The 13759-nt window shown below is 67.5% G+C and carries 19 protein-coding genes and 1 pseudogene; 5 read left to right on the top strand and 15 right to left on the bottom strand.

Annotated features, from left to right (window positions below):
- Positions 1 to 5: 5 nt before the first annotated feature.
- The 3 genes and pseudogenes from cydB to V7060_RS09270 form a co-directional block, all read left to right on the top strand.
- Positions 6 to 1151: a cytochrome d ubiquinol oxidase subunit II gene (gene cydB / locus V7060_RS09280; protein WP_334178957.1), complete on the top strand. Its 1146-nt coding sequence runs from the start codon at positions 6 to 8 to the stop codon at positions 1149 to 1151.
- Positions 1152 to 1161: 10 nt separating this feature from the next.
- Positions 1162 to 1293: a cytochrome bd-I oxidase subunit CydX gene (gene cydX / locus V7060_RS09275; protein WP_334178956.1), complete on the top strand. Its 132-nt coding sequence runs from the start codon at positions 1162 to 1164 to the stop codon at positions 1291 to 1293.
- Positions 1294 to 1377: 84 nt separating this feature from the next.
- Positions 1378 to 1845, top strand: a pseudogene (locus tag V7060_RS09270) (MFS transporter); the annotation flags it as partial.
- 19 nt (positions 1846 to 1864) lie between these two features.
- Here the strand turns inward: V7060_RS09270 and V7060_RS09265 are convergent.
- Genes V7060_RS09265 through nirK form a run of 5 tightly spaced genes read right to left on the bottom strand, consistent with a single transcriptional unit; the run spans position 1865 to position 5068 of the window.
- Positions 1865 to 2104, bottom strand: coding sequence for a hypothetical protein (locus V7060_RS09265; RefSeq protein ID WP_334178955.1), 240 nt, complete (start codon positions 2102 to 2104; stop codon positions 1865 to 1867).
- Positions 2105 to 2157: 53 nt separating this feature from the next.
- Entirely contained in the window at positions 2158 to 2613 is a 456-nt protein-coding gene (azu, locus tag V7060_RS09260; RefSeq protein ID WP_334178954.1) for an azurin, read from the bottom strand.
- A 55-nt stretch (positions 2614 to 2668) separates the two neighbouring features.
- A complete protein-coding gene (locus V7060_RS09255; RefSeq protein WP_334178953.1) occupies positions 2669 to 3235 on the bottom strand; it encodes an SCO family protein in 567 nt (188 codons plus the stop codon).
- Entirely contained in the window at positions 3232 to 4008 is a 777-nt protein-coding gene (locus tag V7060_RS09250) for an SUMF1/EgtB/PvdO family nonheme iron enzyme (RefSeq protein WP_334178952.1), read from the bottom strand. The genes V7060_RS09255 and V7060_RS09250 overlap by 4 nt, the downstream gene beginning before the upstream one ends.
- A 7-nt stretch (positions 4009 to 4015) precedes the next feature.
- On the bottom strand, positions 4016 to 5068 hold the full coding sequence (gene nirK / locus V7060_RS09245) for a copper-containing nitrite reductase (RefSeq protein ID WP_334178951.1): 1053 nt from the start codon (positions 5066 to 5068) through the stop codon (positions 4016 to 4018).
- A gap of 310 nt (positions 5069 to 5378) precedes the next feature.
- Between nirK and V7060_RS09240 the strand changes: the two genes are divergently transcribed.
- Complete coding sequence (locus V7060_RS09240) at positions 5379 to 7343, top strand: TonB-dependent copper receptor (protein ID WP_334179118.1); 1965 nt, start codon at positions 5379 to 5381, stop codon at positions 7341 to 7343.
- 24 nt (positions 7344 to 7367) lie between these two features.
- Here V7060_RS09240 and V7060_RS09235 read toward each other — a convergent pair whose 3' ends face one another.
- Genes V7060_RS09235 through V7060_RS09215 form a run of 5 tightly spaced genes read right to left on the bottom strand, consistent with a single transcriptional unit; the run spans position 7368 to position 10672 of the window.
- A complete protein-coding gene (locus V7060_RS09235) occupies positions 7368 to 8606 on the bottom strand; it encodes a hypothetical protein (RefSeq protein WP_334178950.1) in 1239 nt (412 codons plus the stop codon).
- Complete coding sequence (locus V7060_RS09230; RefSeq protein WP_334178949.1) at positions 8603 to 8851, bottom strand: DUF2249 domain-containing protein; 249 nt, start codon at positions 8849 to 8851, stop codon at positions 8603 to 8605. The genes V7060_RS09235 and V7060_RS09230 overlap by 4 nt, the downstream gene beginning before the upstream one ends.
- 2 nt (positions 8852 to 8853) lie before the next feature.
- Positions 8854 to 9003: a hypothetical protein gene (locus tag V7060_RS09225; protein WP_334178948.1), complete on the bottom strand. Its 150-nt coding sequence runs from the start codon at positions 9001 to 9003 to the stop codon at positions 8854 to 8856.
- 5 nt (positions 9004 to 9008) lie between these two features.
- Positions 9009 to 9410 carry a SirB2 family protein gene (locus V7060_RS09220; RefSeq protein WP_334178947.1) on the bottom strand — a complete coding sequence of 134 codons (402 nt, stop codon included), beginning with the start codon at positions 9408 to 9410 and terminating at the stop codon, positions 9009 to 9011.
- Between the two features lie 5 nt (positions 9411 to 9415).
- Positions 9416 to 10672: an NnrS family protein gene (locus V7060_RS09215; RefSeq protein WP_334178946.1), complete on the bottom strand. Its 1257-nt coding sequence runs from the start codon at positions 10670 to 10672 to the stop codon at positions 9416 to 9418.
- Positions 10673 to 10842: 170 nt separating this feature from the next.
- Between V7060_RS09215 and V7060_RS09210 the strand changes: the two genes are divergently transcribed.
- Entirely contained in the window at positions 10843 to 11088 is a 246-nt protein-coding gene (locus V7060_RS09210) for a hypothetical protein (RefSeq protein WP_334178945.1), read from the top strand.
- Positions 11089 to 11132: 44 nt separating this feature from the next.
- On the opposite strand, the gene V7060_RS09205 is transcribed toward V7060_RS09210, so the two are convergent.
- The 5 genes from V7060_RS09205 to V7060_RS09185 form a co-directional block, all read right to left on the bottom strand.
- Entirely contained in the window at positions 11133 to 11603 is a 471-nt protein-coding gene (locus tag V7060_RS09205) for a hypothetical protein (RefSeq protein ID WP_334178944.1), read from the bottom strand.
- Positions 11604 to 11727: 124 nt separating this feature from the next.
- Positions 11728 to 12348 carry a hypothetical protein gene (locus V7060_RS09200; RefSeq protein WP_334178943.1) on the bottom strand — a complete coding sequence of 207 codons (621 nt, stop codon included), beginning with the start codon at positions 12346 to 12348 and terminating at the stop codon, positions 11728 to 11730.
- A gap of 123 nt (positions 12349 to 12471) precedes the next feature.
- Positions 12472 to 12906 carry a hypothetical protein gene (locus tag V7060_RS09195; RefSeq protein ID WP_334178942.1) on the bottom strand — a complete coding sequence of 145 codons (435 nt, stop codon included), beginning with the start codon at positions 12904 to 12906 and terminating at the stop codon, positions 12472 to 12474.
- Between the two features lie 20 nt (positions 12907 to 12926).
- On the bottom strand, positions 12927 to 13151 hold the full coding sequence (locus tag V7060_RS09190; RefSeq protein WP_334178941.1) for a hypothetical protein: 225 nt from the start codon (positions 13149 to 13151) through the stop codon (positions 12927 to 12929).
- 99 nt (positions 13152 to 13250) lie between these two features.
- A complete protein-coding gene (locus V7060_RS09185; protein WP_334179117.1) occupies positions 13251 to 13556 on the bottom strand; it encodes an excalibur calcium-binding domain-containing protein in 306 nt (101 codons plus the stop codon).
- Between the last annotated feature and the right edge of the window lie 203 nt (positions 13557 to 13759).

Below are 13759 nucleotides of genomic sequence, written 5' to 3'. Positions count from 1 at the left end.
GACGCATGGACACGATTCCCCTCGACTACGCCACGCTGCGCCTGATCTGGTGGCTGCTGCTGGGCATCCTGCTGATCGGCTTTGCGGTGATGGACGGCTTCGACCTGGGCGTGGCGACGCTGCTGCCCGCGGTGGCGCGCACCGACGAGGAGCGCCGCATCGTGCTGAACGTCATCGGCCCGGTGTGGGAGGGCAACCAGGTGTGGCTGATCCTCGGCGGCGGCGCGATCTTCGCGGCGTTCCCGCCGCTGTACGCGGTCAGCTTCTCCGGGTTCTACCTGGCGATGTTCCTGATCCTGTTCGCGCTGATCCTGCGCCCGGTCGGCTTCAAGTTCCGCAGCAAGGTGCCGGACCCGCGCTGGCGCGCGGCGTGGGACTGGGCGCTGTTCGTCAGCGGGCTGGTGCCGGCGCTGGTATTCGGCGTGGCGATGGGCAACGTGCTGCTCGGCGTCCCGTTCCATTTCGACGACACCATACGTGTGTTTTACGAAGGCGGGTTGTTCGGGTTGCTCACTCCGTTCGCATTGCTGTGCGGCCTGGTCAGCGTGGCGATGCTGGTGATGCATGGCGCCGGCATGCTGGCGATGAAGACCTCCGGCGAGATCGCCGCGCGCGCGCGGCGTTACGGCAGCATCGCGGCGCTGGCGACGGCACTGCTGTTCGTGCTGGGCGGCGTGTGGGTGTCCGGCATCGACGGCTATGCCGTGCAGGTCGCGATGGATCCTGGCGGCGCGTCGAACCCGCTGGCGAAGGTCGTGGTCGCGCAACCCGGTGCGTGGATGGACAACTACGCGCGCTGGCCGCTCGCCTGGGCATTGCCGCTGCTCGGCGTGGCGGGTGCGCTGCTGAGCGCGGTGCTGCTGCGCGCCGGGCGCGCCGGCCTGGCCTTCCTGTCGTCGGCGGCCAGCATCATCGGCATCATCCTGACCGAAGGCGTGGCGACCTTTCCGTTCCTGCTGCCGTCGTCCACGCAGCCCGGTTCCAGCCTGACGGTGTGGGACGCCTCGTCCAGCCACATGACGCTCTTCATCATGCTGCTGGCGACGGCGTTCTTCCTGCCCATCGTCCTGCTCTATACCGCCTGGGTCTTCCGCGTACTGCGCGGCAAGGTCGACCAGGACGGCATGGGGCGCAATCCCAACGCGTACTGAGGAGCATCGCATGTGGTACTTCAGCTGGATCCTGGGCGCCGGGCTGGCCGCGAGCTTCGCCATCCTCAACGGCATGTGGTACGAGATGCGCGAGAACGACCGCGCGAACGAGCGCGGCGGCGGGGCCGACGCACAAGGCTGATCGCAGCGCCTTCCGTCGGCCCTTCGGGATCGCGCGGTCAGCGTCGCAAGGCGCAAGGTCCGAAGGTGTTGCCGATTAGGCCGCCTGTTCCGGATGCAGGCCGTGCCCTCGCTGGTCTTCCTGGTGCTGCTGCTGACCATTGCGGAAAGTCCGCGCTATCTGGTGGTGAAGCGCCGCAAGGACGAAGCCCTTCGCGTACTGACGCGGCTGTTCGGCGGGGCCGGGGCGCAGGCCGGGCTGGCCGGGATCGATGCCTCGCTGTCGGCCGATCACCATCGCCCGCAACTCTCCGATCTGAAGAACCCGGCGACCGGCAAGATCCGTCCCATCGTCCGGGTCGGCATCGGCCTGGCGACGTTCCAGCAACTGGTTGGCATCAGCGTGGTCTTCTACTGCCGCGCGGCGCTGTGGCAGGCCATGGGCTTCTCCGGGAACGATGCGCTGATGATCAACGTGTTGTCCGGTGCGCTGAGCATCGGCGCCTGCATCGTCACCGTGCTGCTGATCGGCCGCATCGGCCGCAAGCCGCGGTTGTGGATCGGCTCGGCCGGGTAGCGCGGTTCCGCAGCGATCACCCGCTGCATCCCCCGCAACATACCGAGGGCAGGCGTTCGATGGCCTCCGGCGCCACGCGGTAACCCGCGGCGGCGAAGGCCTGCGACAATTCCTGTGCCATGGCGCTGGTCGAGCAGCGCAGCGCGCCGGTCGCGGCATCGCGATCGAGGACCATGGCGGGATCGAGATCGACCAGATGCCGCTCGATGTCGGCCAGGTCGGCCGTGGCATCGGCCAGGCGGATGACGTATTCCATGACCGGGCTCCGGAAAGCGCTGCACCGCGTGGAAGCGGCGCAGCGTGTCGTGCTTACTTGGTGACGACCAGCTTGCTCTTCATCAGGGTGGAGTGGCCGGGGAAGCTGCAGAAGAAGCTGTAGTCGCCGCCGGCGGTGAGCTTCTTGCCGGGGAAGGTGATCCTGGTCTTCTGGCCGCCGCCGACCAGCGAGGTGTGCGCGATGACGCGCGCGTCGTTGGCCTGCACGTACGCACCGGCCGCGCCGGCCTTCATGCCGTCGCGGGCGATGCCGGCCAGGTCCGGGGTCTTCGAGACGACAACGTTGTGGCCCATCGCGGTGACCGGCAGCTTGCCGCTGTGGGTCAGTTCGATGGTGATGGTCGGGCAGCCGGCGGAGACGGTGGCCTCTTTCAGGTCGAACTTCATGGCGTCGTCGCCCTTGAGGCTGACGGTGCAGTTGCCGGCGGCCTGCGCCATGCCGGCGGCGCTGAGCAGGGCGATGGTGGCGAAGGTGCGGGAGAGCTTCATGGTGGAACTCCTTGGGGAAATGATCGGATGAGGGAGCGGTGTGGGTGCCATGTCATCACGGCCCGGCGAGCAACGCCTTGACCTGGATCAGGAAGGCAGGATCGGCGGTGGCGCCGTTCACCTCGCTGCGGGCGCGCACCCGTCCCTCGGCATCCAGCAGCACCAGCATGCTGGTGTGGTTGATGCTGCCGTCCTCGCGGAATCGGTAGCGCACGTCCAGCACGCTGGCGATCGCACGGACGTCGTCGGGAGCGGGCGTCAGGAACTGCCAGCCGTCCGGCACGCGATGGCGCTGCGCGACCTCGCGCATCGCGGCGGGGGTGTCGCGGACCGGGTCCAGGCTGACCATGACCAGACCCAGCCGCCGGCGTTCGTCCGGCGTCAGCTGCTTCTGCACGCTCTTGGCGTTTTCCAGGATCAGCGGGCACATCAGGTGGCAGTGCGTGTAGAACATCGACACCAGACGCGCCTGGCCGCGCAGCGAAGCCCAGGCCACGGGCGCGCCATCGGCGTCCTGCGTGGTGGCCTGCAGGTGGTAGACCGAATCGCCCGGCAGCGACTGCGCGTGCAGCGGCGCAGCGGATGCCAGCAGGACGGAGAGGAACAGGGAAGCGATCTTCATGGCGTACTCCTTGCACAGCGGAAACCGAGGTTGCCCAGCGTGGCTGCGGGCTGCAGTGCCGACAGCAGGACGAAGCGCTTGACCACGCCGTAGTCGCCGGGATCGTTGAAGCTCATGGCGGTGGCGCCGCAATAGCGCAGCGCGTCGCCATCCTGCTGGCCGCGGCGGTCGCCGTCGCCGAGCAGCGAGGCAAAGTCCTCGCTCCATTCCCAGTGCGCGCCATGCAGGCCATGGATGCCGTAGGCATTCGCTGGCGCGTCGGGCGCGGCATCGAGCGCATGCGGCGTGCCGTCGTTGACCTGGCGCATCCGCCATGCCGCGTCGCGTCGCGCATCGCGACGCGTGGCATCGGCCGCCGCCGCGTACTCCCATTCGACGAAGCGCGGCAGGCGTGCCTGCCGGGCGCGGCAATAGGCATCGGCGGCGTACCAGTTCACGTGGGTGACGGGTGCGTCGGGATCCACGCCATCGCCAGGCGCATCGGCGCCGGTCCAGTGGCTCAGGTACCCCGGGCTGGCGAACACCGCGGGAATGCGGTCGCGGCGCCATTGCGGCTGGCGGGCGAGGAAACCGGAAAAATCGCGGTTGCTGACGGGCCGCTCCATCAGCGAGAACGAGGCTACCCGCACCACGCGGGTGGCCTCTTCGAAACGCACGGAAGAACGGAAGTCGCCGCCCTCGACCTGCCGGTACGCGTTGCCGGCATCGCCGGCGACAGCGAAGGCCGGTGCCAGTGCGAGCAGCAGTGCGGTCGGGAGCGGCGTCCGTGTCATCCGCGCTTCACTCCCCGGCGGCCGGCTTGGCTTCCGGATACTCGATGTCGTGCTGCTGGCCCGTGTAGATGTCCGGGTTCTTCGCGCCCTCGACCTTCAGGATGCCCAGCGAGCCCTTGTGGAACGTGCGGAAGATGCTGTGGTCGACCAGCACGAAATTGCCGGGCACGTCCGCCTTGAACTCGACCATGGCCGAACCGCCGGCCGGGATCAGCGTGGTCTGCACGTTCTCCTGGTACTTGCTGCCGCCTTCGGTGTAGACCTTGTCGAAGATCTCGCCGATCACGTGGAAGCTGGACACCAGGTTCGGGCCGCCGTTGCCGACGAACATGCGGATCGTCTCGCCCGCCTTGGCCGTCAGTGCGTTGTCGCCCTGCAGCGCATCGACCGAACCGTTGAACACCACGTACGTCGGATGCTCGTCGATCGCCTTTTCCAGGCTGAAGGGCTGCAGGCCCGGCTCGCCGTAGGCGCCTTCGGTGTAGAAATCGCCCTGCACCACGTAGAACTCCTTGTCGACCGGCGGCAGGCCTTCTTCCGGCTCCACCAGGATCAGGCCGTACATGCCGTTGGCGATGTGCATGCCGACCGGCGCCATCGCGCAGTGGTAGATGTACAGGCCGGGGTTGAGCGCCTTGAACGAGAACTGCGTTTCCTTGCCCGGCAGGGTGAACGTGGCCTCCGCGCCGCCGCCCTGGCCGGTGACGGCATGCAGGTCGATGTTGTGCGACATGTGCGAGTCGTGCCGGTTCTTCAGCTTGAACTCCACCGTGTCGCCCTTGCGCACGCGGATGAAGCTGCCCGGCACGGTGCCGCCGAACGTCCAGAAGTTGTAGGTCACGCCGTCGGCCATGCGCATGTCCTTCTCGATCATTTCCAGATCGACCACGACATGGGCGGGCGTCTTGCGCGTGATCGGCGGCGGCACCATCGGCGGCGCCGTCAGCACGGCGTGGATGGTGTCGCCGGCGGGGGTGATCTGGCCGCCTTCGGCGAAGGCAGGGCCGGCGAACAGAGCGGCGAGGGCGCAGGCGAGCAGGGAGTGATGCAGGCGTTTCATGACGTGTCCTTCGATGGGCGCTTGGGTGTGCGGCCATGGTGGAAACGCCATGCAAACGCGACGTTGATCTGGATCAATCCGAAGGGGGCGAACGCGCGCATTCGCGTGCCGGCTTGACCAAGGTCAAGTGCGATGGACGATGCGACAACCGGTCGCATCTTCATGCCGGGAGGCGTCTCGAGAATGACGGCATCACACGAGGAGATGCGTCATGAACCGTCATCTGCTGACCGTCGCCCTGCTGGGCGCGCTCGCGAACATGCCGCTGGCGCATGCAGGCGAATCGCATGCCGCGATGCCTGTCGATGCGATGGCGACGACCACGCTGGACGGCATCGTCGTGGTCGGCGTCGCGCCCGCGATGGCCACCACGTTCGTCACCGATCCCAGGCTGCCGCGCCAGCCGGTGCCGGCCAGCGATGGCGCGGATTATCTGAAGACCATCCCCGGCTTCGCCACGCTGCGCAGTGGCGGCACCAACGGCGATCCGGTGCTGCGCGGCATGTTCGGTTCGCGCATCAACCTGATGACCAACGACGGCGCGATGAGCGGCGCCTGCCCGTCGCGCATGGACAATGCGCTGTCCTACATCGCACCTGAAACCTACGACCGCCTGATCGTCATCAAGGGGCCGCAGACGGTGCTGTGGGGCGGCGGCGCGTCCGCCGGTACGGTGCGCTTCGAACGCGAGATCCCGTATTTCGCCGAACCCGGCGTGCAGGCCTCCGGCAGTGCGCTGGTGGGTAGCGCCAACCGCAACGACCAGGTGCTCGACATCAGCGCCGGCACGCCGCGCGGTTATGCGCGCGTGTCGGCCAATCGTTCCGAAGCCGACGATTACAAGGACGGCAACGGCGACGTGGTGCCGTCGGCCTGGAAGAAGTGGAACGCCGACGCCGCGCTCGGCTGGACGCCGGACGAGGACACGGTGCTGGAACTCAGTGCCGGCACCGGCGACGCGCAGGCGCGCTATGCCGGCCGTGGCATGGACGGTGCGCAGTTCAAACGCGACAGCCTGGGCCTGCGCTTCGAGAAGAAACACATCGGCGGCGTGCTCGATGCCGTGGCGGCCAACGTCTACCAGAACGACGTGGACCACGTGATGGACAACTACACGCTGCGCGATCCGGACCCGAACGGCAGCATGCCGATGCCGATGGCCAGCAACGTGGCGCACCGCACGCGCGGTGGTCGCGTGGCGACCACCTGGCAGGCGGATCGCTGGGAGGTCACCGCCGGCGTCGACCTGCGCGCGAGCCGGCACAGCCAGCGCAGCGCGTCGGGTCGCGGCGCCTATCGGGCGCTGCCGTGGACGGTGGATGCGAAGTTCCAGACCTGGGGCGTGTTCGCCGAGTCGCACTGGCACATCACCGAGCAGCATCACCTGATGAGCGGCCTTCGCTTCGATCGCGCGAAGGTGGACGACCTGCGCCTGCGCACGGGCGGCATGATGCCGATGCCGAACCCCACCGCCGGCATGGTGCGCGAGGAAACGCTGCCCAGCGCGTTCGTCCGCTACGAGTACGACATGGGCGGTCGCTGGGGCGCGTACGCCGGCCTCGGCCACACGCAACGCATGCCCGACTACTGGGAGCTGTTCTCGCCGACGCGCGGCCCGGCCGGCGCGCCGAATGCCTTCGCTGGCGTGAAGCCCGAACGCACCACGCAGATCGACATCGGTGCGCAGTACAAGGGTGCCAAGGTCGACGCCTGGGTATCGCTGTACGCCGGACGCGTGCAGGACTTCATCCTGTTCGACTATGCGCGCGGGATGATGGGTAACTCCACGCAGGCGCACAACGTGGATGCCCGCATCCGCGGCGGCGAGGCCGGCATCGACTGGCGCCCCGCCGACGGCTGGAAGCTGTCCGGTGCACTGTCCCATGCCTGGGGTGACGTGCGCGACACGGGCACCGCACTGCCGCAGATGCCGCCGCTGGAGGCGCGCCTGTCCGCGAGCCGCGAACAGGGCGCGTGGTCGTGGGGCGCACTGTGGCGCGTGGTGGCATCGCAGGATCGCGTCAGCACGCGCCAGGGCAACATCGTCGGCCGCGACCTGGGACCGAGCGCCGGCTTTGCCGTGTTCTCGCTCAACGGCGGCTACCGCTTCAACGACCGCCTGCAACTCGCCGCCGGCATCGACAACCTGTTCGATCGCGCCTACAGCGAGCACCTCAACCTGGGCGGCAACAGCGCCTTCGGTTATCCCGCCGATCCGGTGCGGATCGGCGAGCCGGGCCGCACCGCGTGGGTGAAGCTCAACCTGCGTTACTGACCGTTCGGCGCACGGGTCCGGCGATCAGCCGGAACCGTCGGCCTGCCACGTCCACGCCTGCCGCCAGCACCGCCATTGCGCATGCAGGCTCACCGCATACGCCAAGCCGAGGGCGACGCCCGCAAGTCGAGCGAATGCGGGCGCGAGCATCGCGATGATGAGGAGTCCGCCGGTGACCGCATGCAGGAGGAAGGCTCGCCGCTTGCGTGCTTCCACGAACAAGCTGCCTACACCCGGTACGCGGATGCCACGGGGTATGCGCTGGCGCAGCGCGATCCAGGTCAGGAAGCCGGTGATCTCCAGTGCCATGCCGACCACCAATAGCGGCAGGCCGATGCCGAGGGCCAGCGCGCCGGTCAGCATCGGCGATGGATCGGGCCACGCAACGACCACGCTCGCCGCGAGCAGGCACGCGCAGCCTGCCTGCCAGAAGCGGCGCAGCGTCGGATTGCGGCGGTGCGGGGCACGTGCCTGCAGCACGAACACGGCCAGCGCGAACACAGCGAACGGCCAGGCTGCCACGCGCACGGCGGCATACGGCAGCGCACCCGCCTGCCACGCGACCATCAGCCCCAGCGTCGCCAGCAACGCCACCTGCCATGCACGCACGCCTGCGGGCGGTGGCGTGCGCGTACCGTGCAGCATCGGCAACGTCACGCTGCCGACGGCCGCGAGCAGCCCGAGCATCCAGCCGATGCCACCGATCGCGGCATGCAGGTCGACCAGGCCTGGCGTCGCGGGCGCACGCCATCCGGTGCGTGCGGCGAGCAGCACCAGCCCGAGGATCGTCGTGGCCACCAGCGCGATCAGCGCCAGGCCGATGCCGTCACGCACCACGCGCTCGCCGTTGCCGCGCGCCACTGCGGTCAGCGCGAGCACGGCGAACATCACCAGCGACCCGCCGAGCAGTCCGCCTGCCGGCCACGCCAACGCGCGCACCTGCCACGCCAGCGTGATCAGCAACGCCACCAGCCCCACGTTGAACGCGGCATGCAGCCAGGGAACGCATCGCAGGCAAGGCAGCGGACTGCCGGCGGCGACCGGCAGGAACTGCACCAGGCTGCCAAGCATCGTGTTGCCGAGCAGGCCCAGTGCCAGCATATGCACCAGTACCAGCGCGGCCGGCGTCCAGCGCGAAAGCACGACGGCGTCGCCTTGCCACGCCAGCCACAGGCCGGCCGCGATGCCCCAGCCCAATGCAATGGACAGGAAACGCATCGGCAGCGCCGGTGGCGGCGCCTGTGCGAACGCGAGCCCACTCATGCGGCGCGGGGTGGACGCAGTGTGTCCTTGTCCTCGGCGTGGCAGATCGCGATGCAGGCTGTCCCGGTAGCCGCCGCGTATACGTGGTACGCGAAGCCGCCTTCATCGAGGATCGGCAGCAACGGTAGGGGTGGTCGCGGCGTCAACGCCACCAGCCGTTCGCCGCGCCGCAGGGTGTCGAGGCATTCGAGGATACGTTCCAGCGGCTCCGGCGCCGGCAGGTCGCGCAGGTCGAGGCGAAGCATGTTCACTCCATGCGCCATGCATGCATCTCCGTGTCGTCCGGCGCTGGCCTGCAGTCGAGCGACAGGCCAGCCGCGTCCAGCGATTCGCGCACGCAGCACGCACACGTGCCGAACGCTTCCGGCAACGTCGCGGTATCGAGTCCGGTCTGCATGCCTGTCAGCCGACCAGCCACAGCAGCCAGCCCCAGGGATCGTGCGCCCGCGCGATGCCGTACACCTGCAGGAAGCACAGCAGGGCGGCGGCCACCAGGCCTGCGCGCGTACCGAGGCTCCACGCGGGATGGAACGCGGCGATGCCGAGGCCGACGTAGGCGATGACGAACACGATCTTCGCCAGCAGCCAGCCGTTCGCGAACAGCCCCGCCGGCAGGAGCGTCAACAGCATCATCGCGCCGGTCAGCAGCACGGTGTCGATGGTGTAACTGGTGTAGCGCACCACCGCCGCGCGCGGCCAGCGCATGCCGGCGAGCAGGCCGAGCGCGCGCAACGCGAACAGGGTGCCGCTGGTCATCGCCGCCGCCACGTGGACCAGCTTGATGTCGGGATAGAAGGCCATCATGGCGCTCATCCCGGCCGCCCGTCCGCGCGCGGACCCAGGTAGATGCCACCGATGCGGCCCACCCACGGCGTCAGTGCCAGCAGCCAGCCGATGGCGGCAGCCGCCTGCCACGCCATCGCATCCGGTGCGAGGTCGGCCACGATGCGCATCACCGCGACCACTTGGATCGCGACGAACGCGAACCACGCCACCTTCGTCATCGCCAGCGGTCGCCCCGAGTGGCCCTGCGTCACCCGCGTGACCATCGCCACCAGCAGGCTGCCGAAGAAGCCGATGAACATCGCATGCATCGGGGCACGCCCCAGCACGAATTCATCCGTCGCCAGGAACGTCACGCTCTGCACCACGTACAGCAGGAAGGTGATCGGCAGCCACGCCGTGCCGATGAACAGCACCGCCAGCAGCCCCGGCATGCGCCCGCGCGGCCACCAGCGATGCACCGCCCACGCGGTCAGCACCAGCAACGGCACGTCGGCCAGCCACAGCCACGCATACGCATGCATCAGTTCCAGGCCCAGGTGCGCCATCAGCAACGCCCACACCGCGCCCAGCCATGGCAGCGAGCGCCACGGCACGTAGCCCGGCACCACGTTGCCGGCGAAGAACGGGAACATGCGGTGCGCCACCGTCACGTATACCGGCAGCAGCAGGCCGAAGCCGCCCAGCTTGATGCTGGCGAACGCCCACGTCGGCGACGCGCCCAGCGTGAAGGCGATGAACATGAGCAGTCCCAGCCAGCCCAGCACCAGGCCGGCGAAGCACGAGCGCGCATGCCAGGTCTTCGCGGTGTCGTCGGCGAGCAGGCGGCCCAGCGTCAGCAGCGCCGCGGTCCAGCCGGCGAGCGCCATCCACAGGCCGACGGTCAGTCCCGCCTGCCAGCCGGCGACGCCCAGCAGGATCGCCAGCTGCCCGGCCATCAGGCCCAGCCCGACCGGCACGTAATGCCAGCGCTTCAGGTCGGCCATGCCCATCCAGCGCGGGAACACGGTCAGCAGGAAGCCGAAGATGAAACTCGGCAGCACCAGGTACTGCATCAGGAACGCATGCAGCCAGCCCGCATAGATCGGCGTCTCGGGCATCGTCCACAGGCCCCAGCGCGTGGCGACCAGCCACAGCGTCCACCACAGCATCGCCAGCAGCACGTTGCCGGCACCGATGAAGAACATCAATCGGTGCGGCGCATGCGCCAGCCACGCGGGCGAGAGGCCGGGCAATGCGGGTGTGGTGCGCGGGCGGGGTGGGGCGACGATGTCGATCTTCATGCGGCCAGCTTGCGCGGCGGTGCGCCGCATCGCCTTGACGTGGATCAGGCCGGCGGCGATTCGCCGCCTGCGGCGGCCTTGATCCGGGTCAAGGCCCGGTGCGCAGCGACGGCCTACAGTCCGGTCACCCGCGCCGCCGCGCGCCGATCATTGCGACCACAGGAAGCCCGATGTCCGACGATTCCCACGCCCCGACCGAACAACGCCGGCAGGCCATGACCGAAGCCCTGCGCGCCTGGGACCCGGAAGCCGACGTCACCCTGGAATCCGGCACCGGCCGACTGAGGGTGATGACCACGCTGCCGACCGAGCGCGTGATCGCCATTCTCAAGGACGTAGGCGAGCATGCCGAAGCTGGCGAAAGCGAACCGCGCGGGCACAAGGCGGGGCAGTGCTGCGGCGGGTGTTCGCATTGATCAAGGGTTGATCTGAAGGATTTCCCACACCTCGTCCCGGACTGTCAGATCGCGTCCAGGATGCTGCACTGGCCGAATCCGCCGTTGTCGATAGGCGGCTTGAAGTGGGGGCATTCACCGATGGACGGTTGCAGCACCTTCCTCTTCCTGTGGTCCCGGTCGGGGCAGGACTGGAGCAGGTAGACGCGTCCGTGGGCGTCTCCTGCGTACGCGACGAGATTCGGGCAGTACTCAGACCGTTGTTCCGTCACGAGGGTGAACGCATGCCGTGCCGCCCAAGCATCTGCAACGCAGGCGAGGGCAAGGGCATTGCGTCCGGGAGCCTCCAGTGTGCCGCACGGCTTGGCGTCTGCGCCCGCGATACGCTCCATCTCCGCCATGAAGTGGACTTTGTCGCGTCCGTAAGTGTCGTCGTCGATCGGTGCGACGACAGTGCCGCACGCGACGACCCCGAGGGCGATGGCGCATCCGAAAACCGCGTCATGGAAGTGCCGCATGGGTTTCTCCTTGATCATGGTGCATGGATGGCTAAAGGATCTCGGGTAGCGCTTCTACATGAGGCTTGCAGAAGCCCTCGATTAACTCATGGATTCGGGTGAGCTTGCGAACTCCGTGGGTCTGCATGCGTCCTCGCTCGCGTCACCCCGCCGATCGATCAGTGCCAGTGCTCTCTGCGGGGCAATGCAGGTAGGAGGAAAGTGCCTGCTCCCATCCCGCGGCTGCATCGAAGGCCTCATCGAGCCAACTGCCGCCGTTCGCCGAGAAAGCGCCCATACCATGCTGAACCATGTAGCGGGGCACATAATCCGGCGGTCCAATCCGACGGATTTCGATACACAACGCCTGCAGACGCGCCGGGTCCTCCGTCATTGTCATGATGGTCTTCCGGAACCTGTCAGCCCTTTCCTTCGGTAACGTTCCCAATGCCTGCATCTGCAGCACAGGGATCGCCTGGTGCGCGCTTCTGTCGGTGACGCGAAGCGTATCGAAGCGGCCATAAGCTCCTGCAAGCGCATACAGCACGGCGCCGCTCTCGAGATCGTCGGCAGAAACACAGGCTGCCACGCCCTGATAAAGATCAGCTGGCGTATATGTATTACTGGCCATGGTGGAATCGATACACCCTATTGGATTATTCGATTCGAGATTGCCTTGGGCCTGATGATCGACGACAGGCGCGGTGGCGGTCTGCGTGCAGCCCGCTTGCATCAGCGCAGACGAAAGCACCATGAAAGGAAGTGCTGTCTTTACGAAAGCCATGGGGTCTTCCCGGGAAGACGGATTCTGGGCCTGGACAATGCCAGTCGGATTCGTGCCTCGAAGATTGCCGTCATGCCCCTCCCCTCCACTGCCGAGAGCATGGCCTGGATGCATTCCGAGCGTTCAAGGCTCGCAGCCTCGCAGCCCGAGGTTGAGCATCCCCCCTTCGGGGAAAACAAACATGCTGAGAAGCGCCACCAGGAAGGCGGCAAGAAGGAGCGAAATCATCGCGTAGGCGATGGCGTTCGTGCGCGCCCACCAGCCCGTGTGCACGCGAGTTCGGAAGAGCACCGATGTGCCGGGCGCGGGATACTGTCCGGACCGCCATATCCTGAAGGCGCTTCGGCCACACAGATAGGCAAAACTCGCCACCACCATCGTGGCCATCACGACGACGACCCACATCCATGGAAGCTGTTTGCAGAGGGGCAGGTCGGCCGCATTTCGATCGTAAAGGCGCGCCGTCAGGAAGATTGTGGCGCCGCCGAACGGCGGAAGAAGGGCCTTGCCGAGCGCGATCAGGCGTTGGCGCGGCGTCGGGATGATATAGGCATTCATCATGGAGTTCGGCGGTGTTGTCAGTGGCTGATGCGGGAGCCGATGTAGTTGTAGCAACCGGCGGCGATGATCGCCACGACCAGGGTGATCAGGCCCACGCCTTCGATGTCGAGGTCGGCTTTGAGGATCCTGCGTCGCCAGGAGGGCACCAGCAGGCATGGCGCGATGACCGCCAGGCCGGCGCCGAGGCTGATCAGCCCAAGCCAGAACTGCCACTGCCAGAATTCAACAAGCTGTTCTGCCATTTCCTGATGTCCTGCAGTGCATGGGTGCTGGGTGAGCAACCGTACGGATGGCATTCCGGTGCGGCGTGGGCAGCGATGAACGATAACGCGCGTCAGCGGCTAACTGCACCACTGGTTCTCGCACGGAACGCCATCCCGGTCGCCATCCATCTTGGTGTTCGGACAGTGCTGGATGAAGTACGTCGCTTCTGCGCAGGATCGCATTTGCGAGCAATGCGTTCGGCCATCGCAGCGGTACGAGGATGGGCGTGAGGGAGGTGGCGAACCAGCCGATGGCTGTCCCCAGCGTCGGTCAAACTGTGATGGCGCGGGTGCGACCTGCGCAGTGTTCGCCGCTGGTGTCTGGGTCGCGCGCTTTGTCTTGTACACGTCGTAGGTGTACACGCTGGCCACACCGACGGCCATGAGCAGGAGCAGGCTGGTCAACTTCATGGCGGCTCCTGAGCGAGTGGCTCGGGCAAGGTCGCATGGTTGGCGATCCTTGCGGTGACGGTGCAGGATGGCGGCGTGGCGACAGCCTCGTCAACAAACAAAAAGAGAGCCGCTATCGCGGCTCTCTTGCTGCAACCCGCAGCAGGTGGCCCGGCCTCCCCACCCGGAGGGGCCGG

Source organism: Pseudoxanthomonas sp. (assembly GCF_036845285.1).
GTDB lineage: Bacteria > Pseudomonadota > Gammaproteobacteria > Xanthomonadales > Xanthomonadaceae > Pseudoxanthomonas_A.
The sequence above is the reverse complement of the archived record's forward strand: the minus strand, read 5'-3'. Positions and strand labels throughout refer to the sequence as shown.